The organism is Bacillus sp. D7-8 (assembly GCF_052055895.1).
GTDB classification, from domain to species: domain Bacteria; phylum Bacillota; class Bacilli; order Bacillales; family Bacillaceae; genus Bacillus; species Bacillus velezensis.
Map to the genome: position 1 here is coordinate 1,132,068 of NZ_CP179922.1, position 22,952 is coordinate 1,155,019.

The window sequence follows — 22,952 nt, forward strand, 5'->3', positions numbered from 1 at the left end:
TCCTTTCAGGACGAAAAATTGTATAATTCCCATTATCTCTTTAGAGGTTACGTTTATCAATATCGACCTTGATATGATAAAATAAATGCTGTACTTTGTTAAAAAAGGAGAACATTATGCAAAAGAGAATTGAAATCCAAAATGCATCATTAACAGAAGACGCGCTCCGCTTGAAGTGCGGAGAGGACTTAAGCGGAGCGGAACGCAAAGCCTCAGGTCAAATGCTTGTTGATTCCGATCACTTTGCTTTTGTATACATACTTGAATCAGCTGACTCTTTTGAATATGTCATTATAAAAGAACATATCTGGCCGGATCTGAAAGAAGCCTTAGACCAAAGAAAACCGGCGGTCCTTGAGGCCGGCGGAAAAACGGTTGAACTTTCAGGGCTGCATGAAGAACTCGATTATCTTCTTGAAAATATTAAAGATAATGCAAACTACGGAGATATGGAAGAAAAAGTGAAAAACGTATTTCTTTAGAACAGGTTCGGAATTGGGGGATGTACGATGGATGACAAACAATGGGAGCAATTTCTAGCGCCATACCGCCAGGCTGTTGAAGAATTAAAGGTGAAGCTGAAAGGCGTCAGAACCCTTTATGAGTATGAAGATGACCACTCACCGATTGAGTTTGTGACAGGCCGCGTGAAGCCGGTGGCGAGCATACTTGAAAAAGCGAGACGAAAAAGCATACCGCTTCATCAGATTGAAACGATGCAGGATATCGCGGGGCTGCGTATTATGTGCCAATTCGTCGATGATATCCAGATCGTCAAAAATATGCTGTTTGCCAGAAAAGATTTTACCGTTGTCGATAAGCGGGATTACATAGCAGAGCATAAGGAAAGCGGATATCGGTCTTACCACCTTGTCGTTTTATATCCTTTACAAACAACGTCCGGAGAAAAGCACGTTCTTGTGGAAATACAGATTCGGACGCTTGCCATGAACTTTTGGGCAACCATTGAGCATTCACTGAATTACAAATACAGCGGGAACATTCCCGAAAAAGTAAAGCTGAGGCTGCAGCGGGCCTCAGAAGCCGCATCCCGGCTCGATGAAGAAATGTCAGAAATCCGCGGAGAAATCCAGGAAGCCCAAGCCGCGTTCTCGCGAAAGAAAAAAGCGGGAGACCACCAGTAGGAAAGGAGGGGAATGGCATGAAATTTGCCGTTTCTTCAAAAGGAGACGAGGTTTCAGATACACTGAAAAGCAAAATACAGGCGTATTTACTCGATTTTGATATGACCTTGGATGAAAAAGAGCCGGAAATCGTGATTTCCGTCGGCGGTGACGGAACGCTTCTTTACGCATTTCACAGGTACAGCGACCGTCTCGATAAAACGGCGTTTGTCGGAGTTCACACGGGGCATTTGGGTTTTTATGCCGATTGGGTTCCGCAGGAGATAGAAAAGCTCGTTCTGGCTATTGCCAAAACGCCGTATCATACCGTGGAGTATCCCCTTCTTGAGGTGATTGTCACTTATCATGATGAAGAGCGTGAGGAGCGGTATCTGGCTTTGAACGAATGTACGATCAAAAGCATAGAAGGCAGTCTCGTCGCTGACGTGGAAATTAAAGGCCAGCTGTTTGAAACGTTCAGGGGGGACGGTTTATGTCTGTCCACGCCTTCCGGAAGCACGGCTTATAATAAGGCGTTAGGCGGCGCGATCATCCACCCTTCCATCAGAGCGATTCAGCTTGCAGAAATGGCATCCATCAACAACAGAGTGTTCAGGACTGTCGGCTCGCCGCTTTTGCTTCCCGATCATCATAACTGTGTCATCAAACCGAGAAACGACGTCGACTTTCAAGTCACAATTGATCATTTAACCTTGCTGCATAAGGATGTCAAGTCCATTCTATGCCGTGTGGCAAATGAAAAAGTCAGATTTGCAAGATTCCGTCCTTTTCCGTTTTGGAAAAGGGTGCAGGATTCCTTTATCGGAAAAGGCGAATAGAAAGAGGAAACGGATTGGACAACTTTTTTATCCAAAAGAACATGACTGCCCGGGAAGCCGGCATGACGGTAAAAGAATATACGGCGCAGCTCGGCATTTCAAAGCGGCTTCTCGCTGACATTAAATTCGGCGGGGGAGACCTGCTTGTGAACGGAGAGCATGTAACCGTCCGCGCCGTGTTAGCGGAAGGAGACGTGCTTAAGATTGAATTTCCGAAGGAGCATGTGAGTGAAACGCTTGTGCCTGAGCCGGTTCCTCTTGATATTCTTTATGAAGATGACCATGTGCTTGTGGTCAATAAACAGCCGTATGTCTCCTCAATTCCATCAAGAGAACACCCGTCGGAGAGCATCGCTAACGGAGTGATCAGCCACTACCGAAAAAGCGGTGTGCAATCAACGGTTCATCTTGTCACCCGCCTTGACAGGGATACATCGGGGGCGATGCTCATCGCCAAACATCGGCTTTCCCATTCTCTTTTGTCGGCAGCGCAGAAGAAGGGGCTTGTCAGCAGGCGGTATCTCGCTGTCGTACACGGTATCATGCTGCAGAAGGAAGGAACGGTGGACGCGCCCATCGGAAGAAAACACGACAGTATTATTGAGCGGATGGTAACGCCGGAGGGACAACGAGCGGTGACGCATTTTCAAACGGAAAAAGCGGGACATGCGTTTACGCTTGCAGCCCTGCGGCTGGAAACGGGGCGGACGCATCAAATCCGGGTGCACATGAGCTACCTCGGCCACCCGTTAGTCGGTGATACACTGTACGGCGGAAAAAATGAGGGAATTGCGCGGCAGGCTCTTCACAGTGAGCGGCTTTCATTCGTACACCCCATGACCGGAGAAACGCTCGTTTTTCACGCCCCGGTGCCTGACGATATGAAAACATTAATTGAACACATGTAAAGCCCGAACCGTTTGCCGGTTTCGGGCTTTTTTTCATGCCTGCCTTCCGTGATCCTCGCGAAATCGTGAAGCATCATAGGGCATTGAGCTTTCCACAGAGACGGTTTCATGCTCCGGAAAGCGAAAGCCTGTCAGTTGATTGCCGAAGACGCATCCTGTATCAATGTTGATTGTACGGTTGACGATCCGTGGGCGTTTTACCGGGGTATGGCCGTAAACAATCCATGCCTTGCCTTCATAAGCGGCGGCCCAGTCTCTTCTGACGGGTCTGCCGTCGGGATGCGTTTCACCCGTGATATCGCCGTACAGAACAAATTCTTTTACCTTACGCGAGTATTTACCGATATCGTCAGCTTTTATGCCGGCGTGGGCGACAACGAGATCGCCATTATGTAAAATGTCATAAAGCGGCGCTGACTCATATAAGCGGATGAATTGTCTGGAGACTTCCGTTCTGTCGGCGGGAGACAGCTCTTTCAGTTCGGCTGCCGTCGTTTCCAGTCCGTGCATCACTTTTACGGGGTTTCCTTTTAAGTAACGATACAGTTTGTTGCAATGATTTCCCGGGACATAACGGACGGCTCCTTTTTCATATGCTTTTGCCACAAAACGCATCACTTCTACGGATTTTGGGCCTCTGTCCGTTAAATCCCCCGCAAAGACAAGCGTCCTGTCTTCAGAGTGAACGGGCGTTCCGTCTTTGACTTCATATCCGAGCTTTTGCATTAACGCGATCATTTCGTCATAACATCCGTGTATATCGCTGATGATGTCATAAGCCATTCGTGTCAGCCTCCTTATTAACGGTTTTTTATTTATTATGGGGCTAATTCCTATACCTAATTACGCTGTTTTTGTACAAATTAAAAAAAGAATTAAAGAAATAAAGCCTTATCACTTTTTTTTCGCGTTCAGCCTTGTTAGAATATGCGTTATGTTTTTAAAAAAAAGTAAGGTTTCGCCCGCTTTAAGCGGGCTTTTATAACCCTTGTTTTAAGGAGGTATTTACGAATGGAACACACATCAGTCGCATCTTTAGTCGTCGTTCTGATCGTCGCTTTTTTGACGCCGCTCCTTTTACATCGGTTTAAGCTCAGCATCCCCGTCGTCGTCGCGGAGATCATCATGGGGCTTATTATCGGAAAAAGCGGCCTGAATCTTGTCGTTCAGGGAGACACGTGGCTGGAGACGCTGTCTGTTCTCGGCTTTATCTTTTTAATGTTTTTAAGCGGCTTGGAAATTGATTTTTCTTCATTTGAGAAAGGGAAGAAAAAACAATTCCTTCCGAATGGCAAGGAAGCGCCCAACACGTTTTCTGCCGCACTGATTATCTTTTTCGGCATCTTTATTTTATCATTGCTGCTGTCCTATGCCTTTGTATTAGCCGGTTTTATTCAAAACGCATTTTTAATGACGCTTATTATTTCGACGATATCACTCGGTGTGGTGGTCCCGACTTTAAAGGAAGAACGGATCATGAACTCCAATATCGGCCAGATCATCCTGCTTGTCGCCGTTATCGCGGACTTGGCTACGATGATTCTGCTCGCTTTCTTCTCTTCTCTTTACGGAGAAGACAGCGGAAATATGTGGCTTCTGTTGATTCTCTTTGCCGCGGGGGTCGTGCTGTATTTCTTCGGCAGGATCTTTAAACACCGTTCATTTGTGCAGTCGATGTCCAAAGGCACCGTGCAGATCGGCACGAGAGCCATTTTCACACTGATTATCGTGCTTGTCGCTTTATCGGAATCTCTCGGGGCGGAAAATATTCTCGGCGCGTTTTTGGCAGGCGTTCTGGTATCGCTTCTGTCTCCGAATAAAGAAATGGTGGAACAGCTGGATTCCTTCGGCTACGGGTTTTTAATTCCGATCTTTTTCGTCATGGTCGGGGTGAAATTGGACATTTGGACGCTCTTCCAAGATCCGAAAACATTAACGATGATTCCGCTGCTTCTGCTTGCGCTGTTTATCAGCAAAATGTTCCCGGTGTTTTATTTAAAGAAATGGTATGACAAAAGAACCGTGTTTGCTTCGGGCTTTTTGCTGACGTCCACGCTGTCGCTTGTTATCGCGGCGGCTACGATCGGAGAAAGGCTCCACATTATCGGCGCCAATATGTCCGGCGCGCTGACTTTAGTTGCGGTTATTGCCAGCATCATCACGCCGATCGGCTTTAAGAAATTATACAAACGGCAAAGTGCGCCGCAGGAAAAAAAGCGCATTACATTTATCGGCGCCAACCAAATGACACTTCCGGTTACGCTGGAATTGCCCGATGAGGAATATGAAGTACGGGTCGTCCATGTGTATCAGGAAAATGCCGGGGAAACGCTTGCGGAATCCGTTTTTTCGGTTGACACGATTTCTGATTACGAGCCCGGCACGCTTGAGTCGCACGGTATTTTCAAAACGGATATTCTTGTCGTGGCGACGGGAAATGAAGATGTGAACGCCGAAATCGCCTTAATAGCGAAAGAGAAAGGGACTGAGCGTATCATCGCAAGCGTCGGCTCGGTTGAGCATGAAACAAAACTGAAAGAAGAGGGCATCAGTATTTTTTCTATCCTTCTGTCTACAAAGACGCTCTTGCGCGCATTAATTGAGGCGCCGGGCGTGATGAGCCTCCTGACGAATGAGGAGTCTTCGTTATATCAGATCAATCTGGAAAACCCGGCGTATAACGGCATCATTCTGCGGGAATTTCCGCTGATGGGCGATGTGATTTTCGTCCGGATTTTCAGAGGTGTGGACAGCATCGTTCCGCACGGAGACACGCGGCTGAAAACAGGAGACCGTCTCATCGTCACGGGCTCGCGCAACTACGTGTCGGAACTGAGAAAAATCCTTGAAGCTTGACCAAATTGCAATTCGTGATAATATAGAAGGCATAACAAATAAATCAATAATCGTATGACCACTAGGGGTGTCCTTCATAAGGGCTGAGATAAAAGTGAGACTTTTAGACCCTCATAACTTGAACAGGTTCAGACCTGCGTAGGGAAGTGGAGCGGTATTTTTTTGGGGTTCCTTTTATCCATTTAAATTCCAAACCACTTTTCCGATGCGGGAAAGTGGTTTTTTTATTTTATCAGGGGGGAAGACATGATGACATTTTCTGAAGAATGCAGACAGGCGGCTGCCGAATGGTGGGACGGAAGTTTTGTTCATCCGTTTGTAACGGGAATCGGTGACGGAAGCCTGCCGATAGACCGTTTCAGCTATTACGTGCTGCAAGATTCCTACTATTTGACGCATTTTGCAAAAGTTCAGGCGTTCGGCGCCGCATATGCCGAAGACTTGTTTACGACGGGCAGGATGGCGGGCCACGCTCAAGGGACATATGAAGCGGAAATGGCGCTGCACCGCGAGTTTACGGAGCTTTTAGGGATTACGGAAGAAGAGCGTGCGGCATTTAAACCGGCACCGACCGCCTATTCTTATACGTCTCATATGTACAGATCGGTGATGAGCGGCAATTTTGGAGAAATATTAGCTGCGCTTCTGCCCTGTTATTGGCTTTATTATGAAGTCGGCGAACACTTAAAGGAGTGCAAACCGGAGCATCCGATTTATGAAAAATGGATCGGTACATACGGCGGAGACTGGTTCAGACAGCAAGTCGAAGAACAGATCAGCCGTTTTGACGAGATTGCTGAAAACAGCACAGAGGACATCCGCGCGAAAATGAAAGAGAATTTTGTGATTTCAAGCTATTATGAATATCAATTTTGGGGAATGGCCTATCAAAAAGAAGGCTGGTCCGAGAAGGGCGGAAAAGAGGTGGAATCTTTTGGAGCTGCACGCGGTAACTGATAATCGCAAACCCGTTGCCGAGCTGGCCGAGGATATTCTTTCGATTCAGCGCGAAGTAAGCTTTATCCATATCCGTGAGCGGGATAAAACAGCGGGAGAGATCATGCAGCTTTTGTCCCTTTTGAAAAAGGGCGGTGCGGATAAGGACAAATTGATCATCAATGACAGGGCGGATATCGCGCTTTTTGCCAATATACACCGTGTTCAGCTTCCGTCCCGCAGCTTTTCCGTAAAGCAGGTGCGAAGCAGATTTCCCCATCTTCATATCGGACGTTCGGTTCATTCGCTGAAAGAAGCCATCCAAGCTGAAAAGGAAGATGCGGATTATGTGGTGTTCGGCCATGTATTTGAAACCGAATGTAAACAAGGACTTGAAGCAAGAGGCATCAGCCTGCTTTCAGAGATCAAACGCACGCTTTCCATCCCCGTCATCGCAATCGGCGGAATGACACTGCAGACGATCGGACACACAAAGCAGGCGAAACCGGACGGAATTGCCGTCATGTCAGGTATATTCTCAGCTGAAAATCCTGAGGAGGCGGCAAAACGGTATGCACGCGCGGTAAGGGAGGCCGATTATGAAGAAGCACTATGATACAGCGGTGATCGGCGGCGGAATTATCGGGTGCGCCATTTCTTATGAGCTGGCGAAGACACAGCAGAAGGTTGTCTTGCTTGAAGCCGGAGAAGTCGGCCGAAAAACGACAAGCGCTGCCGCGGGAATGCTGGGCGCTCATGCGGAATGTGAAAACCGGGATGCGTTTTTTGATTTTGCCATGCACAGTCAAAGGCTGTATGAACCGGCGGGGCAAGAGCTTGAGGAAGCTTGCGGCATTGACATCAGGCGCCATAACGGCGGAATGCTTAAACTGGCGTATACCGAAGAAGATATCGCCTGTCTACGGAAGATGGATGATCTGCCTTCCGTCACCTGGCTTTCAGCGGAAGATGCCCTTGAAAAAGAGCCTTACGCTTCAAAAGACATTCTCGGCGCAAGTTTTATAAAAGACGATGTCCATGTCGAACCGTACTATGTCTGCAAAGCGTATGCAAAAGGAGCGCGGCGCTATGGCGCTGATATATATGAGCATACACAAGTCACCTCCGTAAAACGGATGAACGGAGAATATTGCATCACAACGTCCGGCGGGGATGTTTATGCTGACAAAGTCGCAGTTGCAAGCGGTGTATGGAGCGGCCGGTTTTTCAGCCAGCTCGGCTTGGGACAGCCTTTTTTTCCTGTGAAAGGAGAATGCCTTTCCGTGTGGAATGACGATACCCCGCTGACCAAAACCCTTTATCATGATCATTGTTATGTCGTCCCGAGAAAAAGCGGCCGGCTTGTCATCGGCGCAACGATGAAACACGGCGACTGGAGCGATACGCCTGACATCGGAGGAATTGAGGCCGTCATTGGAAAAGCGAAAACCATGCTTCCTGCCATCGAACATATGAAAATAGACCGGTTTTGGGCGGGACTCAGGCCGGGAACAAGAGACGGAAAGCCGTTTATCGGGCGGCATCCTGAAGACAGCGGCATCATCTTCGCCGCCGGCCATTTTCGGAACGGCATCCTGTTGGCGCCGGCAACGGCTGAAATGGTGCGGGATATGATCCTGGAAAGACAGATTAAACAGGAATGGGAAGAAGCGTTTCGAATTGATCGCAAGGAGGCTGTTCATATATGATCCTTCAGCTGAACGGAAAACAAATTGATTGGAATCGAAATGAGGGGACGGTTCAGGATTTGCTTGAATCGTACCAGCTTGATCAAAGAATCGTAGTTGTGGAGAGAAATAAAGAAATCATTGAAAAAAAGAATTATGAAAATACGAGTTTGTGTGACCGCGATGTCATAGAAATTGTCCATTTTGTAGGAGGCGGATGAGGATGTTAACAATAGGCGGAAAACAGTTTCAGTCAAGATTGCTGTTAGGAACGGGAAAATATCCGAGTTTTGAGATTCAGAAAGAGGCGGTGGCTGTCTCGGAATCAGATATTTTAACCTTTGCGGTAAGGCGGATGAACATCTTTGAAGAGTCTCAGCCTAACTTTCTTGAACAGCTTGATTTGTCTAAATACACGCTTCTGCCGAATACGGCCGGCGCCGCAACGGCTGAAGAGGCGGTCAGAATCGCAAGGCTTGCCAAAGCTTCAGGGCTTTGTGACATGATAAAAGTAGAAGTCATCGGATGCAGCCGGTCACTTTTGCCTGATCCGGTTGAAACGCTGAAAGCATCAGAACAGCTACTCGAAGAGGGATTTATCGTGCTTCCGTATACGTCAGATGATGTTGTGCTCGCAAGACGTCTTGAGGAGCTCGGAGTGCATGCCATTATGCCGGGCGCTTCGCCGATCGGTTCCGGTCAGGGAATTTTAAATCCGCTGAATCTATCCTTTATCATTGAACAGGCGAAGGTGCCGGTCATTGTCGATGCCGGCGTCGGATCTTCAAAAGACGCCGCCTACGCGATGGAGCTCGGGGCTGACGGCGTGCTGTTAAATACCGCTGTGTCAGGCGCTGATGATCCGGTCAAGATGGCCCGGGCGATGAAGCTTGCCGTAGAAGCGGGCCGCCTTTCTTATGAAGCGGGGAGAATTCCGGTGAAAGATTACGGAACTGCAAGCAGTCCGCGAGACGGTCTTCCGGTATGACGGACAGATATTCCAGACAGGAGCTGTTTCAGCCGATCGGTCCCTCCGGCCAAGAGAAGCTCCGGTCGTCTCATGCCGTGATTATCGGCGCGGGTGCGCTTGGGACGGCAAGTGCGGAGATGCTTGTCAGAGCAGGGGTCGGGAAGGTAACGATCGCTGACAGAGATTATGTGGAGTGGAGTAATCTCCAGCGCCAGCAGCTTTATACCGAAGACGATGTCAGACAGGAAATGCCGAAAGCCGCGGCGGCTGAAAAACGGCTTCGATCTATAAATAGTGATGTAGAGGTCGAGGGATTTGTCATGGATGTCACTGCGGAAAACGCACCCGGATTGATTCGTGGCGCCTCCCTCATCGTGGATGCCGCTGACAACTTTGAAACGAGGCTGATTGTGAATGATGCGGCTGTACAGAAAGGGATTCCCTTTCTGTACGGCGCCTGTGTCGGCAGCTACGGGCTCTCTTTTACCGTCATTCCCGGTGTCACGCCGTGCCTTCACTGTCTGCTTGAGACATTGCCTTTAGGCGGTATGACATGCGATACGGCGGGAATCATCAGCCCGGCTGTATTGCAGACGGCCGTTTTTCAGGCAGCAGATGCGCTGAAGCTGTTAACGGGCGGATCTATCGAGCATGTTCTCCGTTCTTTTGATTTATGGAAAAATGAACGGTCAGAAATAAACGTCGCCCGTCTTAAGTCGGCTGATTGCCCAAGCTGCGGCACGAACGATTATCCGTTTTTATCCTATGAAAATCAGACAAAAGCGGCGGTTCTGTGCGGGCGGAACACGGTGCAGATCAGAGCGGGGATCTCTGAACAGTTTGATCTGCAAAAACTTGCGGGACAGCTCAGACGGACAGGGCTTGATGTTTCAGCCAACCCGTATTTAATTTCGTTTTGCAAAGACAATTTCAAGATGGTACTGTTTCGTGACGGCAGAGCATTAATACACGGCACAAGTGATATCAGCAGAGCGAAATCCTTTTATCATAAATGGATCGGATAATGCGAAAGGAGAGAAAAACATCATGAGCATATGCAAAGCATTGACGATTGCCGGATCAGATTCAGGAGGCGGCGCCGGTATACAGGCGGATCTCAAAACCTTTCAGGAGCTCGGCGTTTTCGGGATGTCAGCCATTACAGCGGTAACCGCCCAGAACACTTTGGGCGTTCACGGCATTTATCCGCTCACCCGGGAAGCGCTGGGCAACCAGATTGACGCGGTGGCGGAAGATTTGCGGCCTGACGCTGTAAAAACGGGAATGCTGTGGAGCGCGGAAATGATTGCGGAAATTGCGGAAAAAACGGATCAGTACGGGCTTGATCATCTCATCACGGACCCCGTCATGATTGCCAAAGGAGGCGCTTCCCTGCTGCGTGAGGAATCTCAGGCCGCGTTAAAAGAGCTGTTAATTCCGCGCAGCTATGCGGTGACGCCGAATGTTCCGGAAGCTGAGGTATTGACGGGAATGGAAATACGCACGTTTGAGGACCGGAAAAAAGCGGCCGAACGCCTTTGCAAGCTTGGTGCAAAGCATGTCATCATAAAAGGCGGACACCAGCCTGAACAGGGGAGGATCGTTGATTTATTATTTGACGGTTCGTCTTTTACCCAAATCAGCCACGCTTATATTGACACCAAACACACCCACGGAACAGGCTGCACGTTCGCAGCCGCGCTGACGGCGGAAACGGCAAAGGGGAAAAACATTCAGACCGCGTTTGAGACAGCCGTCAATTTTGTGCGGGAAGCCGTGGAACATACGCTTGGCATTGGAGAGGGACACGGCCCGACCAATCATTTTGCCTTTAAAAGGAACAGTCTGCAGACGAGATAAAAAAGAGACCGCTTCAACATCCGCGGTCTTTTTCCCGTGCTTTCAATCTGGACAAGGTTATGATATGATAAAAATTAAGATCAGGTACTAAAACTATGTCTTTAAGACGATTACAGGAGGCTTTATACATATGAATTTCTCACTTGAAGGCCGCAACATCGTTGTGATGGGCGTTGCCAATAAACGCAGTATCGCATGGGGAATCGCCCGTTCGCTGCATGAAGCCGGAGCGCGCCTCATTTTCACTTACGCGGGAGAGCGCTTGGAAAAATCAGTTCATGACCTTGCGGCTACATTAGAAAGAAATGATTCCATCATCCTTCCGTGTGATGTGACAAATGACGCTGAGATCGAAGCTTGCTTTGCGAGCATTAAAGAGCAGGTCGGCGTGATTCACGGCATCGCGCACTGCATCGCGTTCGCAAACAAAGAAGAGCTTGTCGGCGAATATTTAAATACGAACCGCGAAGGTTTCCTGCTTGCGCATAACATCAGTTCTTACTCTCTGACAGCGGTCGCAAAAGCGGCGCGTCCGATTATGACTGAAGGCGGAAGCATCGTTACACTCACTTACCTCGGCGGAGAGCGCGTCGTTTCAAACTATAACGTAATGGGTGTGGCAAAAGCGTCTCTTGATGCGAGCGTAAGATATTTAGCCGCTGACCTAGGAAAAGAAAACATCCGCGTCAACAGCATTTCAGCAGGACCGATCCGTACGCTGTCTGCAAAAGGAATCAGTGATTTCAACTCCATCCTGAAAGAAATTGAAGAGCGCGCGCCGCTGCGCCGCACGACAACACCTGAAGAAGTGGGCGACACGGCTGCATTCTTGTTCAGTGACCTGTCAAGAGGCATCACGGGCGAAAATCTTCACGTTGATTCAGGATTCCATATTACCGCACGTTAAATAACAAGCAGTCCCTTTCAGGGATTGCTTTTTTCTTTCTTCTGATTTTAATCATTCCGTCATATAAATAAAACATGACAGAATCGGAGGGATGAAGATGTCAAAACAAAACAGAAACGCGGAAAAAAAACCGCTCATGTATATTGTTCAGGCGGATTATTCAGACACGCAATCATCAATGCAGGACATATTAATCAAAAAAAGGAAAGCGCCTCAGCCGCCGGAAGAAGAGCCGATGCATGGAAAGCGGGAGGAAGAATGTCAAACTCAGCCTGAAGGAGCAGTGGCTGTCGAACCAGAAAAGCAAGTACCTGAACAGCACAGCCGCGCAGAAGAAGCCGTTCAAGAAGTTCCGGCGCAAGCGGAGCAGGACACTGCCAAGCCTGACGCCGCTAAAAAAGAGCCTGATGCCGCTGAAAAAGAGCCTGAAGCTGTTCACAATGCCGCCCCAGAGGAGAAGGTTCCGCCAAAGCGCGTGAAAAAGCCGATGAGCAGAATGTCCATTCTTGAAAAAATTGATTTCTTAACGAAGCTGCCGCATAATATGCCGCGGACCCTTTGTCTGATAGAAGCCAACGGGAAAACCTACAGAGGCGTGATCGTCGGCAGAAAAAATAATGCGATCTTCCTGCGGACGACAAGCAACGGAGCGCCGGCAGAACTCGCCATAGACGATATCACCTCGCTGCATCCGCTTGGATTTTAACCATACAAAAAGCTGCCTGAATTCTTTCATCCGGCAGCTTATTTTTATGCGTTTTGATTTAAGAATGTGTGCGGTTGATCAGTCTCGGGTTCAGGCAATTGATGGCGCAGAAGCTATGGAGATCGACTTCAACGCAATAGTGCGTTTTTTCTAAACGGAATACATCGCAGAGAGAATCTTTATCTGTAAAATCAAGAATGTGCTTATGCTCGTCAAAAGCAATAAGCAGGCTTAATGTGGCACAGCCGTCACAGACCCTTTCAACTCTGAAAAAAACGGTGTTAAAGCACGGGCCGTTATCCAGCTCGCCGACATTTCCGAATGCGGTAAACGGTGATGATTTAGAAGTGAAAAGCACAAACGGCACTGTATCGCCTAATGAAAAACCCGGCGATAAAAGGTTGGAATAGCATCCGGCCGGGCAATCTTCCTCGACCGCATTTTGCAGGTCTTCAATATTTTCTACCGCTTCACGCACACAGTATGTTGTATGCTTGCTCATAATATCCCTCCTGACTTCACGTTTTATATACCGGATTAAACGATATCGGAGAGTCAGCCGCCCGGAAGTCCGGACGGGCTGATGATTGCATCTGTAATAGAAGGTTGGAAGGGGATTCTTCTTTAGGAAAGATGCGAATCAATGACTATCCGTGATGCTTTTTCTCTTTGTGCGGCTCAGGCCGGTCAACAAGCTCCGGTGAAAGGCATTGAATGGCGCTGAAGCAGCTCAGATCAACTTCAATGCAAAAATCTGTTTTTTCTAAACCGAAGAAATCCGGGTCACAAGGATGGCAGACGCTGAGGGTGTCGCCGTGCACATCTACGGGGCGCAATACTGAAAGCGTTGCGCAGCAATCACAAACTCTTTCTGCCCGGAAGAAAATAGACTCGAAGCACTGGCTGTCATCCGCAAATCCTCCGACGTTCCCGAATGTGGAGAACAAACCGCCTTTTTTATCAAACAAGAGAAACGGGATGGTATCTTTACCGGTAACCGTCGGGCTTAACAGATTGGTATAGCATCCAGTCGGGCATTGTTCTTCAACAGCCTCTTGTTCTGCTAAAATCTTCTCGACTGCATCGCATACACAATTTTCATCTCGGCCATGGTGTTTTCCGCAGCTCATGGATTTCAGCTCCTTCTTTTAGGGTATTTGACTTTTGTCTTTAACAACATATGTACGCGAGCCTCACTTGGTGTGGGTGAACGTCTATATATTCATCATATGCGGAGAAAATAAGAAAAAGCAGAGCATTTTTAGCTCTGCTTTTTCTTTTTAGAGGACGAGGGTGATGACTAAGATGGCAATCAGTGTATTTGTTGCTGTTGAGATCAATGTTGCGATATCGGCATCTACTGTTGTCACGTTTACGCCGCGGGAGTTTTCGATGAGCAGTTTTTGACGGTTGATTTGTTTGTTAGCTGTTAGCTGCAATAAGTCTTGTGCGACCAATTCAGCGATGACTCCGTCAGCGATTGAAGTGAGAGTGGCCGTTACGACTGCTGCATTAATCGCTGTCATGACTGAAGTGACTGCCTGAATATCTGTCGATGTCACGTTAATATCACAAGAATCTCTGATAATAATCGCTTCTTCAGAAACTTGTTTGTTGAGATTCGCCTGTGCCAGGTCTTGGTCGATGAAGGCATTATCTTCGCCGAACCCGTGTCCGTTACAGCAAACACTGCATCTTCTTCCTTCTTTTTCTTCTTTTTCTTCTCGCGGATGTTCACATTCAGGATCAAGTGCAACCCAAGAGTATGGTCTGCTTTCCATATCTATTCCTCCTTTTCTTTTACTATTATTAAATGAGCCGGCCCCTTACTTTGACTCAGGCATCTATCCTGATAAAAATCACTATTTTTAGTTATTGACCGGGATTTTGGCGTCTTTGCCGGAGCTGTTCGATTAATTGTTCTCTGCGGGTTTGCTGCTTTGTCTGCTGTTCTTGCGCTTTTTGCTCTTTTTTCTGTTTCTGGCTTTCAAGAAAAGCTTCTGATTTCGCCTGCATGTCTTTGACTAATGCGATCAGCATTTCTTTTTCTTCATCAGGTATTTCCCGCATTTTATCTTTTGTCACGCCGTGTTTTTTGAAGACATTGCTGACAAGCACTTTTAAAAGCGGATCCACTTCTGGTAGATTTGCGAGTTCTTCTTTGAATTTTTCGTTATCTGCCATTTGTTCTCACCTCTATTTAAATATTTGAAAAGAAAGGTTAAAGGATGTCTAGTTCAGCAAAAAGTATATTTAATAGCTGAAACAAAGTTTGTACAAAGGCCATGATATCGTCTGCTGTCAGTGTGATTTTAATATTGCGGCTGTTAATGACTTGAATGAGGGTTCGCTTTTTTATTTGGCAATCCTCGAGGATCAGCAGTTCGGTTGCCATTTGATCGGCTGTGTCTTCATCTGCGATCACGAGCTGTGTCGCGAGGATAATCGCCGCAGTAACTGAAGCTTGTATAGAAAGAGCAGCCGTTATATGTGTTGTATCTACTGTGACATTTTCGCAATCAATCACTTCGATCTTCTGCTCGAATTCGTTGGATAATTGTTCGAATATTTGCGGTTGCAGTGTTTCGACTTTTTCTTCAAACGACATAACCTTCACTCCTTTCTCATTCATACTCTATATAATGCAAATGAAACGCCGAGCGGAATAAGAAAAACAACTAAACCGCACCTATTTTTTTACCGGACAAGGTGCGATTCATGAAGATCAGGGTTTTCGCATATGTATAAAGAGGTCAAGTTTTGAAAAGGAGTGAACAGGTGGTTATCAATTGGCTTTCATTTATTCTGTTATCGTTTGCCGTTTTCCGGCTGGCCAGGCTTTTCGTATTTGACACCATTATGGCGCCGCTTCGGAGCCTTTTTCACGAGGAAAAAACAGAAACCGCACCCGACGGCACGACAGAAACCTACATTGTCATAAAAGGAAAAGGGATCAGGGCATTTATCGGTGAACTTCTCAGCTGCTACTGGTGTACGGGCGTATGGTGCGCCGCCTTTTTAATTGCCGCGCAGATTGTGATACCCGAGACCGCGCAATGGCTGATTTTACTGTTAGCCATAGCCGGCGCAGCCGGGATCATTGAAGCTGCGGTTTCTCGTCTTCTGCAGGAATAAGGCGGTTCCACCAGCAACTTACCGTCACCTTCGGCATAAACTGGCATATATGACATAAGGAAAGGAAGGATTACCATGAGTCAATCAAGCAAACCTTCCCAACATTCTCCATACAAATCAACTGTGCATCAGCCTTACGAAAAAAAAATTAAGAAAAAAGGCTGCGGTTGCGGCCAAAAGAAAAAACCGAAATAGCCTTTTTCTAAAAAACCGGAACTTCCGGTTTTTTTGTTTTTTGCCGAACGCCGGCCTCTGTTCGGCATAGATCATAGGAGGAGGGGATGTTATGAATATATTTGAATCATTCATAAACGGTAAATACCGCCGGCACAATCAAAACCAGCGGGAGCATGACAAATATATCTTATCTATTGAAAAACAGCTGTCTGAGTTTGATGAAGCGGGATCGCGCTTTGAGGAATGGATAGATGTGTTTGCCGCCGAAACAGAAGCAAAACTGAAGAAAAATGAGCATTCTCACTAAAATGAATGAAATCCGCACCGGCCCTATGCATTTATCCAAGCCAAACAAGTCGGCTCACATAGAGTATAGGGAGTAAAGGAGGTGCTTAGATATGGGATTCGGATATGGCGGATTCGGCGGCGGCTACGGCGGTTATGGCGGCTGCGGCGGATACGGAGGCGGCTATGTCGGAGGCGGATACGGCTCAACATTTGTTCTTGTTGTCGTATTGTTCATCCTTCTGATCATTGTCGGTGCATCCTTTTTTGGCTAAACCTTAGCAAGACCTTGGATAAGCGCGGGACCGTTCAGTCCCGTGCTTCCCTGATGTATGAAGGAGTATAGAGACGGGGCACTTGGAATTTTTTCCTTGTCTTACGGGCACATGTTCCGCTCTTTATTCATACAATATCGTATTACTCCACAAAAGGAGGCACAACATGGATAATCAATTTTTCAAAAATATTGAGAAGAAAACAGGCGTCAGCATGAAGGATGTCATGAACCTTGCAGGGTCATTGCAAAATGCCAATTTCAAAGATGAAAACACGGTGAGAGGCGTCATTCAGAAGGTGTCCCAGCTGGCTAACAAGCGTGTTCCGAAAGAATTGGAAGACAAAATCGTTCAATCTATTACAAGCGGTAAAGAGAAACTTGATTTTGGCACCATTTCTAAAATGCTGAACAATAAATAGGCGTCAGCCGGCCTTGCTAAAAAGGCCTTTTTATGTGAGAAGAACCCGGCAGTGATCTGCCGGGTTCTTTATATCCTGAGTGCGCTCCGTCTGTCCGTCCGAAGAAGGGGCTCGAGAAATCTTGAGCTGCGCGCTGTTTTTCCCCGCCTGTACGCGGGACAAGATACATATAAATGCTGCATGGCCCTTGTCATTGCGACATACAGAAGCCGTCTTTCTTCTTCGAGCGGAGCGGGATCGCCCTGTCTCGCCGTCTCAAGTGCGAAGTCATGGGGGATCGAGCCGTCAGCCGCGCCTAAAATATAGACCGTATTGAATTCAAGACCTTTAGAGCGGTGAATGGTCAGAAGTTCGACGCCGTTTTCATCGGTTTTCAGATTCTCAGCGGCGCGCATATGATCGACATGCGCAAGAAAATCGGGAATGGTTTTGAATTTTTTGGCGGCCACTTTGACATCCCTGAGATCATCAGAGCCTTTTTCCAGTTTGTTTCCCTCATTGCCCCGTTTTTTTAAATACTCGGAAAAACCCATTTTGCTTTCTGCAAAGGTGATGGCTTCAACCGGCTTCATTGTCCGGATGCTTGCGAAAAACGGAACGATCTGCTTGATCTTCCCTATTTGAAAAGGCTTCAGGTCAGGCAGTTTCGTCAGTGCCTTGATCATCGTGCAATCTTCCGTGATTGACAGCGCCTTTAACGTTTGCAGGGCGGATTGCTTTAAAAATAAGGCGGGCAGCAGGTCTTTCACCGCATCCGGATCATCTTCATTCTGACTCGCATATAAGTAGGCGAGGATCTGGCGTACGATTCTGCGGCTGTAGAACGTCTGCACGCCCCTGTCGGCATGGTAAGGAATCGATGATTGATGCAGTCTTTCATAAATGGCCCGTCCGGCGCTGTTTGTCCGGTAAAGTACGGCAAAATCGTCAGGACTCGCCCCGTTTTGAATCTTCTCTTTCATATCCGAAACGATCATGGTCGCTTCTTCTTCTTCATCGTAAGGATAAAACATCACGGGATTGTGAACGCCGTCTTTGACGGCAGAAAGTGTTTTTTCATACCGTTTTTTATTTTTCTTTACGACGGCATGAGCGCTTGAGACGATCGGATGCGGCGATCGGTAATTTGCCGTTAAGTAAATGGTCTTTGCTGCCGGATAATCCTTTTGAAAATCTAAAATGAAAGACGGGCTGCTGCCTCGGAACGCATAAATGGATTGGTCGTCATCACCCACGCAGCACAGGTTATTCTCTGGGCTTGCGATCATTTGCATAATGTTGTACTGGACAGGATTGATATCTTGAAATTCATCAATCAAAATATGAGAAAATCTGTTTTGGTACTGCGCGAGAATATCAGGCCGGCTTTGAAACAGTTCATAACAGCCTTGGGCCATGTCATCAAAATCAAATTGCCGTTTTTCCCGCTTCTGCCGTTCGTAATGTTCGTAAAGCCTGTACACTTTTTTCTCCCAGTCGTCCGCAAGCGGAATGGTCTCATGGGGGAGATACGTGTTTTTCCAGCAGCCGATAAGCTGAAGCGCCTGGTCGACGGGAAACTCTTTTTCATCCAAATTTTCTTCATAGAGCGCCTTTTTCACATATTGCTCTTTTTGCCACTCCATTTTTAAAAGCTGGCTGCCGTTCCATTTTGAAGAATCATAATGATAGAGTATTTTATAGAAAAAACTGTGGAATGTTCCGGTCACGAGACGGGAGACTTTTCCGGCTGCCAGACCGTACTCATTTGCCATCCGCTCTTTCATTTCGGCGACGGCTTTTGTCGTAAAGGTCACAAGCAGCATATTCTCAGGTGAAATGCCGAGGTGTTCAATCATATGGGCGGCGCGTGCTGTCAGCACCCTTGTTTTTCCGCTTCCCGCTCCGGCAAGCACTAATAAAGGCCCGTCCGTTTCAGTAACTGCCTTCATCTGTTCACGGTTCAGGCCGATGCCGGGGAACAAAGATGTATCAGCCGCCTCGGATGTTGGTGAAAACGGTTCGGCCGCAGGCACTTTTTTCGGGCTTTTCCATTCTGAGACGATCGGTTTCGGATTCTCTGAAATCGCTTTTCCTTTCGGCAGGCGGAACATGCCGGCTTCCTTATACTCTTCTTTTTCTTTCTCCGCTTGTGGTTCCTCGGCCGCGCATGCTTTTTCACAGGCGGTGAAGTCTCCCTTTTGCCGGTGATAAAATGCCGGCTGCTCTAAAATCGAAAGCCGCATCAAGACGGGCTGCTCACAATGTGCGCAAAAAATATTTCCTTTCTGAGCTTCTTCAAAAAGGAATTGGTAATGTTCTCTAGAATATGTATGTAAATGTATCGTTCGGTTATTCAGTCGGGCGCATTTCAAAAAGGGGTCCTCCCATTAAAAGGTGTTCATCCATTTGATAGACAAAGAATATCATAACAAAAGAACAGCGTTTCAAAAAGTAAGATTAAGGGAAATGAAAAGCGAAGGGGAGGGGTACATATGATTTATGCAGGACGGATTCAAAACCAGCAGTATTCTCAATACGCAAACCGGGCAGCGGGTTATAAGTCTGATTATGCCAGCATTACGAAAGCGGCCGCCCTTGCCAATGACAGGGTGTACAGAGAGGTGGAGCGCCGCCAGGAAAACACCGCAGCCGCAGAAAAGAAAGTACATGAGGAAAAACGTAAGCGCTCTCTTTCCCGTCTGCCGCAAATCATGGGAAAAGGCCGGTTGATAAATCAATACGTGTGAAAAAGCCCGGAAATATCCGGGTTTTTTTGAGTCGTATATATGAAAGATGCGGAAAGGAATGATTCAATTTGAGAAAGCTTTCATTATTAATTGCGGGGTTATTTCTATTCGGCCTCTTTACTGCCGGAATGAAACCGGCACACGCGGCGGAGGGCTCCGCAGCAAAAGATGTCACTCTCACACAGCTGGCGCCGCATGTCTGGATGCATACAAGCACCGGTACGGCAGACGGAAATCCCGTCCCTGCGAACGGATTGCTTCTTGAGACTTCCAAAGGAATCGTACTGATTGATACTCCGTGGAATGACAGTCTCACAGAGCAATTAATGACACAAATAAAAAAGCGGTTTCCCGGCAAAAGGATGACCGATGCCATTGTGACACACGCCCATGATGATCGTATCGGCGGTCTGAACACCCTGTACAAATACGGGGTAAAGGTGCACAGCACGAAACTGACCGCCGACTTCGCCCGACAGCAGGGATATGACCGGCCGCTCGGAGATTTGAAAAACGTGACAAAGCTGCAGTTTGGCGATATGAAAATTGAAACGTTTTATCCGGGAAAAGGGCATACGGAAGACAATATTACCGTCTGGCTGCCTGAGGATAAGCTCTTATTCGGCGGATGCTTAATCAAGGCTTTAGAAACAAAGGAAATCGTGCCTACTCCGGGTTTTTATCCGGATCAGTGGCCGCGCGCCGTCCGCAAAGTCATGAAAAGATATCGGGACATCAGCATTGTCGTTCCGGGCCATGGCAGTCCGGGGGATGACCGTCTGCTGCCTCATACGATAAACCTTCTGAAAGAAACGTAATAAAGAAGACCGGCGCTCCCATTACGAGTGCCGGCTTTTTTTATCTCTTCCTGATTTTCATAAAACTGAGGAAAGCAAGTGCAAGCGCCAAAACGGTATATCCCGCTATCGGCCAAATATGCTGATGAAAGGAAGAATAATCTCCGGATATGACTTCCTGGGCCAGCTCGATCGAGTGAACAAACGGTAAGGCATAAGCGATATGTTTGAATGTGTCACCGAGCAGGCTCACCTCCATCCAAGCCCCGCCCAGAAATTGCACGAGTGTAATATAAATCGTTCCGATACCTGAAATTTGTTTGTCCGTAAACACAGCCCCTAAACATAAACCGAAGAAAACGGACATCATCGCAATCGGCAGCAAGACAGCGATACCTGCGAGAAGATTCATCCACTCGGCGGATAAACCGGCAGCCGCTGCTGCGATAAAACAAATGACGATTTGTAAAATGGCTAACGGCAGCATCGGTATTGCATAACCGATGACATAATCGGCTGTTTTTAAAGGGGAAGCAAACAAACGGGTCAAAAGGGCGGTCTGTTTGTCTTTTGCAATCAGCAATGCAGAGAACATTGTAAGGAAAGCAAAACCGAAAACAATGAGTCCGGGTGCTAAATGCTGAATTTTAAAGGTATCAAGCGGCGCATTTTTTTCAATCGCCGTAAACAGAAACAATAGAATAACAGGCAGTGCGATTCCAAGGATAATAGACAGGGGGTCACGAAAAATTTCTTTGCGGTTGCGAATAGCGAAATCAAGCATAAAGACCCGCCTCTCCGTCACAAATCGCTAAAAAGGCATCTTCAAATGTGGCTGAATGAGTTTGCTTTTTCAGAGCCTCCGCCGTGCCCAGTGCTTTTAAAGTCCCATTTTCTAAAATGCAAATACGATCTGCCAGGGCTTCAGCCTCTTCTAAATAGTGTGTCGTTAAAATAATCGTCATGTCCCCCTTTAATGCCTCAAGATTTTTCCACAACTCGCGGCGTGAACGGACGTCCAGCCCTAATGTCGGCTCATCTAAGAAATAAATATCCGGCTTGGTGATCATTCCCATTGCGATGCTGAGGCGGCGCTGCATTCCTCCTGATAATGTTTTTGTTTTTGCTCTTTCTTTCTCTTTTAATTGAAACAATTCGAGCATCTCATCTGTTCTTTTTTTTGCTTCTTTTTTCGGAATTCCGTAGACTCCGGCTATAAACTCTAAGTTTTCCCGTACGGTTAGATGAGGAGCGATGGCTGTTTCCTGCGGGGACATATTCAATTTCGGTTTTATTTTATCCAAATCAGTCAAAATACTGTGTCCAAGCACTGATGCATCACCGTCATCCGGAGAAAGGAGTCCGCAAAGCATACTGATTAATGTCGTTTTTCCGGCTCCGTTCTCACCGAGTAAAGCGAAAAATTCCCCTTTCTCAACTGAGAACTCAAGACGGTCAACGGCGGCGGTTTCTTTATAATGTTTCGTTAATTGCTTCAGCTCAATCGCGTGCATTTACTCATCCTCGCTATCTTCATCGATTTGCTTAGCGTTTAAAATATCTTTTGCAAATTCGAAAAAGAGTTCTTGTTTAACAAGTGCGATACCTTGCTGGTCATCTCCGAGCATAAGCAGTGAATCCCCCGGGTTTATATCGAAAACATCTCTTGCTTCTTTAGGAATGACAATCTGTCCTTTTGTACCCACTTTAACAGTCCCGAATATGTGTTTTCCTTTTGGTGCCGTCATGTGTATCCCTCCGAAATATGAATTGTATTTTTTGTATGAATTGTAATACTTCGTATACTAAACATATATTAACCTTCCATAAAATTCAATAAAATTCATGAAATAGTATTATTTTCATAAAAAAAGCACTCCTGCTATAAACAGGAGTGCTTTTGATTTTATCGTTTGTGTTCCTTTATCATTTCCAGATGGGGGATGCCCGCATCGAGAAATTCTTCACCGGATGTGACGCGGTATCCTTGTTTTTCGTAAAACGGAACCGCCTGCGTCTGCGCATGTAAGATAAAGCTGTCGGCGCCCTTGGCTGCCGCAGCTTTTTCAAGCGCCTGCATAATGATGGCTCCGACGCCTAAAGAACGATGGCTTTTCATCACGCAGATGCGCTCTAATTTTCCATGCCCGTCTTTCAAGCGCCATCTGCCGGCTCCGACCGGCTGGCCGCCGTCATATATGACTATATGCTCTGACGTGTCTTCGAATTGATCAATCTCTTCTTCTTCCGGAACGTGCTGTTCTTTAACAAAGACCTCTTTTCTGACGAAAAAAGCGTCGTTTAGCTGTTTTTCAGTTTTTGCGATGATGGATTCCAAG

The 22,952-nt window shown here is 47.1% G+C and carries 31 protein-coding genes and 1 riboswitch; of the genes, 20 read left to right on the top strand and 11 right to left on the bottom strand.

The window, feature by feature from the left end; translation table 11 throughout:
- Positions 1 to 116 precede the first annotated feature (116 nt).
- Genes ACKTRM_RS05885 through ACKTRM_RS05900 form a run of 4 tightly spaced genes read left to right on the top strand, consistent with a single transcriptional unit; the run spans position 117 to position 2,871 of the window.
- Positions 117 to 482 carry a hypothetical protein gene (locus tag ACKTRM_RS05885; protein WP_012117290.1) on the top strand — a complete coding sequence of 122 codons (366 nt, stop codon included), beginning with the start codon at positions 117 to 119 and terminating at the stop codon, positions 480 to 482.
- A 27-nt stretch (positions 483 to 509) separates the two neighbouring features.
- Positions 510 to 1,145 carry a GTP diphosphokinase gene (gene yjbM, locus ACKTRM_RS05890; protein ID WP_007610625.1) on the top strand — a complete coding sequence of 212 codons (636 nt, stop codon included), beginning with the start codon at positions 510 to 512 and terminating at the stop codon, positions 1,143 to 1,145.
- A gap of 17 nt (positions 1,146 to 1,162) precedes the next feature.
- Positions 1,163 to 1,963 carry an NAD kinase gene (locus ACKTRM_RS05895; RefSeq protein ID WP_003155018.1) on the top strand — a complete coding sequence of 267 codons (801 nt, stop codon included), beginning with the start codon at positions 1,163 to 1,165 and terminating at the stop codon, positions 1,961 to 1,963.
- Positions 1,964 to 1,977: 14 nt separating this feature from the next.
- Positions 1,978 to 2,871 (top strand): RluA family pseudouridine synthase, encoded by an 894-nt coding sequence (locus tag ACKTRM_RS05900; protein WP_012117292.1) that lies wholly within the window; start codon positions 1,978 to 1,980, stop codon positions 2,869 to 2,871.
- A gap of 33 nt (positions 2,872 to 2,904) precedes the next feature.
- Here the strand turns inward: ACKTRM_RS05900 and prpE are convergent, their stop codons facing one another.
- On the bottom strand, positions 2,905 to 3,654 hold the full coding sequence (gene prpE / locus ACKTRM_RS05905) for a bis(5'-nucleosyl)-tetraphosphatase PrpE (protein ID WP_012117293.1): 750 nt from the start codon (positions 3,652 to 3,654) through the stop codon (positions 2,905 to 2,907).
- Positions 3,655 to 3,882: 228 nt separating this feature from the next.
- On the opposite strand from prpE, the gene ACKTRM_RS05910 reads away from it, so the two are divergent.
- The 10 genes from ACKTRM_RS05910 to ACKTRM_RS05955 all read left to right on the top strand — a co-directional run bounded on the left by ACKTRM_RS05910 (position 3,883) and on the right by ACKTRM_RS05955 (position 12,794).
- On the top strand, positions 3,883 to 5,727 hold the full coding sequence (locus ACKTRM_RS05910; protein ID WP_012117294.1) for a monovalent cation:proton antiporter family protein: 1,845 nt from the start codon (positions 3,883 to 3,885) through the stop codon (positions 5,725 to 5,727).
- 53 nt (positions 5,728 to 5,780) lie between these two features.
- A riboswitch (TPP riboswitch) is annotated at positions 5,781 to 5,889 on the top strand.
- A gap of 87 nt (positions 5,890 to 5,976) precedes the next feature.
- A complete protein-coding gene (tenA, locus tag ACKTRM_RS05915; RefSeq protein WP_015417218.1) occupies positions 5,977 to 6,684 on the top strand; it encodes a thiaminase II in 708 nt (235 codons plus the stop codon).
- Positions 6,662 to 7,279, top strand: a complete 618-nt coding sequence (tenI, locus tag ACKTRM_RS05920) for a thiazole tautomerase TenI (RefSeq protein ID WP_012117296.1) — start codon at positions 6,662 to 6,664, stop codon at positions 7,277 to 7,279. Before tenA ends, tenI begins: the two co-directional genes overlap by 23 nt.
- Positions 7,263 to 8,372, top strand: coding sequence for a glycine oxidase ThiO (gene thiO, locus ACKTRM_RS05925; RefSeq protein WP_012117297.1), 1,110 nt, complete (start codon positions 7,263 to 7,265; stop codon positions 8,370 to 8,372). The genes tenI and thiO overlap by 17 nt, the downstream gene beginning before the upstream one ends.
- Positions 8,369 to 8,572 carry a sulfur carrier protein ThiS gene (gene thiS, locus ACKTRM_RS05930; RefSeq protein ID WP_007409096.1) on the top strand — a complete coding sequence of 68 codons (204 nt, stop codon included), beginning with the start codon at positions 8,369 to 8,371 and terminating at the stop codon, positions 8,570 to 8,572. Before thiO ends, thiS begins: the two co-directional genes overlap by 4 nt.
- Positions 8,569 to 9,339 (top strand): thiazole synthase, encoded by a 771-nt coding sequence (gene thiG / locus ACKTRM_RS05935; RefSeq protein WP_007610655.1) that lies wholly within the window; start codon positions 8,569 to 8,571, stop codon positions 9,337 to 9,339. The genes thiS and thiG overlap by 4 nt, the downstream gene beginning before the upstream one ends.
- A complete protein-coding gene (gene thiF / locus ACKTRM_RS05940; protein WP_012117298.1) occupies positions 9,336 to 10,346 on the top strand; it encodes a thiazole biosynthesis adenylyltransferase ThiF in 1,011 nt (336 codons plus the stop codon). The genes thiG and thiF overlap by 4 nt, the downstream gene beginning before the upstream one ends.
- 22 nt (positions 10,347 to 10,368) lie before the next feature.
- Positions 10,369 to 11,181: a bifunctional hydroxymethylpyrimidine kinase/phosphomethylpyrimidine kinase gene (gene thiD / locus ACKTRM_RS05945; protein WP_012117299.1), complete on the top strand. Its 813-nt coding sequence runs from the start codon at positions 10,369 to 10,371 to the stop codon at positions 11,179 to 11,181.
- 130 nt (positions 11,182 to 11,311) lie between these two features.
- Positions 11,312 to 12,088 (top strand): enoyl-ACP reductase FabI, encoded by a 777-nt coding sequence (gene fabI, locus ACKTRM_RS05950; RefSeq protein WP_012117300.1) that lies wholly within the window; start codon positions 11,312 to 11,314, stop codon positions 12,086 to 12,088.
- Positions 12,089 to 12,185: 97 nt separating this feature from the next.
- A complete protein-coding gene (locus ACKTRM_RS05955) occupies positions 12,186 to 12,794 on the top strand; it encodes a CotO family spore coat protein (protein WP_007409092.1) in 609 nt (202 codons plus the stop codon).
- A gap of 58 nt (positions 12,795 to 12,852) precedes the next feature.
- Here ACKTRM_RS05955 and cotZ read toward each other — a convergent pair whose 3' ends face one another.
- The 5 genes from cotZ to ACKTRM_RS05980 all read right to left on the bottom strand — a co-directional run bounded on the left by cotZ (position 12,853) and on the right by ACKTRM_RS05980 (position 15,402).
- The gene (gene cotZ, locus ACKTRM_RS05960) at positions 12,853 to 13,296 is read right to left on the bottom strand and encodes a spore coat protein CotZ (RefSeq protein WP_012117301.1); all 444 of its coding nucleotides are present in this window, start codon (positions 13,294 to 13,296) and stop codon (positions 12,853 to 12,855) included.
- A gap of 145 nt (positions 13,297 to 13,441) precedes the next feature.
- Entirely contained in the window at positions 13,442 to 13,924 is a 483-nt protein-coding gene (locus ACKTRM_RS05965) for a CotY/CotZ family spore coat protein (protein WP_012117302.1), read from the bottom strand.
- A 150-nt stretch (positions 13,925 to 14,074) separates the two neighbouring features.
- Complete coding sequence (cotX, locus tag ACKTRM_RS05970; protein WP_012117303.1) at positions 14,075 to 14,575, bottom strand: spore coat protein CotX; 501 nt, start codon at positions 14,573 to 14,575, stop codon at positions 14,075 to 14,077.
- A gap of 91 nt (positions 14,576 to 14,666) precedes the next feature.
- Positions 14,667 to 14,978, bottom strand: a complete 312-nt coding sequence (locus ACKTRM_RS05975) for a hypothetical protein (RefSeq protein WP_007409088.1) — start codon at positions 14,976 to 14,978, stop codon at positions 14,667 to 14,669.
- A 37-nt stretch (positions 14,979 to 15,015) separates the two neighbouring features.
- Positions 15,016 to 15,402: a spore coat protein gene (locus tag ACKTRM_RS05980; RefSeq protein ID WP_012117304.1), complete on the bottom strand. Its 387-nt coding sequence runs from the start codon at positions 15,400 to 15,402 to the stop codon at positions 15,016 to 15,018.
- Between the two features lie 170 nt (positions 15,403 to 15,572).
- Between ACKTRM_RS05980 and ACKTRM_RS05985 the strand changes: the two genes are divergently transcribed.
- The 4 genes from ACKTRM_RS05985 (at position 15,573) to ACKTRM_RS06000 (ending at position 17,087) form a co-directional block, all read left to right on the top strand.
- Positions 15,573 to 15,929 carry a DUF1360 domain-containing protein gene (locus ACKTRM_RS05985; protein WP_023356825.1) on the top strand — a complete coding sequence of 119 codons (357 nt, stop codon included), beginning with the start codon at positions 15,573 to 15,575 and terminating at the stop codon, positions 15,927 to 15,929.
- A 286-nt stretch (positions 15,930 to 16,215) separates the two neighbouring features.
- Positions 16,216 to 16,413, top strand: coding sequence for a hypothetical protein (locus ACKTRM_RS05990; protein ID WP_012117306.1), 198 nt, complete (start codon positions 16,216 to 16,218; stop codon positions 16,411 to 16,413).
- Positions 16,414 to 16,504: 91 nt separating this feature from the next.
- Positions 16,505 to 16,666 (top strand): YjcZ family sporulation protein, encoded by a 162-nt coding sequence (locus ACKTRM_RS05995; protein ID WP_007610678.1) that lies wholly within the window; start codon positions 16,505 to 16,507, stop codon positions 16,664 to 16,666.
- 166 nt (positions 16,667 to 16,832) lie between these two features.
- Positions 16,833 to 17,087 carry a stage VI sporulation protein F gene (locus tag ACKTRM_RS06000; protein ID WP_003154986.1) on the top strand — a complete coding sequence of 85 codons (255 nt, stop codon included), beginning with the start codon at positions 16,833 to 16,835 and terminating at the stop codon, positions 17,085 to 17,087.
- Positions 17,088 to 17,155: 68 nt separating this feature from the next.
- Here the strand turns inward: ACKTRM_RS06000 and ACKTRM_RS06005 are convergent, their stop codons facing one another.
- On the bottom strand, positions 17,156 to 19,441 hold the full coding sequence (locus tag ACKTRM_RS06005; RefSeq protein ID WP_012117308.1) for an ATP-dependent helicase: 2,286 nt from the start codon (positions 19,439 to 19,441) through the stop codon (positions 17,156 to 17,158).
- A 120-nt stretch (positions 19,442 to 19,561) separates the two neighbouring features.
- Between ACKTRM_RS06005 and ACKTRM_RS06010 the strand changes: the two genes are divergently transcribed.
- Together ACKTRM_RS06010 and bla are read left to right on the top strand one after the other, a co-directional pair.
- Positions 19,562 to 19,816: a hypothetical protein gene (locus tag ACKTRM_RS06010; protein WP_012117309.1), complete on the top strand. Its 255-nt coding sequence runs from the start codon at positions 19,562 to 19,564 to the stop codon at positions 19,814 to 19,816.
- 68 nt (positions 19,817 to 19,884) lie between these two features.
- The gene (gene bla, locus ACKTRM_RS06015) at positions 19,885 to 20,634 is read left to right on the top strand and encodes a subclass B1 metallo-beta-lactamase (RefSeq protein ID WP_012117310.1); all 750 of its coding nucleotides are present in this window, start codon (positions 19,885 to 19,887) and stop codon (positions 20,632 to 20,634) included.
- A gap of 40 nt (positions 20,635 to 20,674) precedes the next feature.
- On the opposite strand, the gene ACKTRM_RS06020 is transcribed toward bla, so the two are convergent.
- The 4 genes from ACKTRM_RS06020 to ACKTRM_RS06035 form a co-directional block, all read right to left on the bottom strand.
- Complete coding sequence (locus tag ACKTRM_RS06020) at positions 20,675 to 21,397, bottom strand: ABC transporter permease (protein ID WP_012117311.1); 723 nt, start codon at positions 21,395 to 21,397, stop codon at positions 20,675 to 20,677.
- On the bottom strand, positions 21,390 to 22,127 hold the full coding sequence (locus ACKTRM_RS06025; protein ID WP_007409079.1) for an ABC transporter ATP-binding protein: 738 nt from the start codon (positions 22,125 to 22,127) through the stop codon (positions 21,390 to 21,392). The genes ACKTRM_RS06020 and ACKTRM_RS06025 overlap by 8 nt, the downstream gene beginning before the upstream one ends.
- A complete protein-coding gene (locus tag ACKTRM_RS06030) occupies positions 22,128 to 22,361 on the bottom strand; it encodes an AbrB/MazE/SpoVT family DNA-binding domain-containing protein (RefSeq protein WP_007409078.1) in 234 nt (77 codons plus the stop codon). It lies immediately after the preceding gene.
- A 158-nt stretch (positions 22,362 to 22,519) separates the two neighbouring features.
- Positions 22,520 to 22,951: a GNAT family N-acetyltransferase gene (locus tag ACKTRM_RS06035; RefSeq protein WP_012117312.1), complete on the bottom strand. Its 432-nt coding sequence runs from the start codon at positions 22,949 to 22,951 to the stop codon at positions 22,520 to 22,522.
- Position 22,952 lies beyond the last annotated feature (1 nt).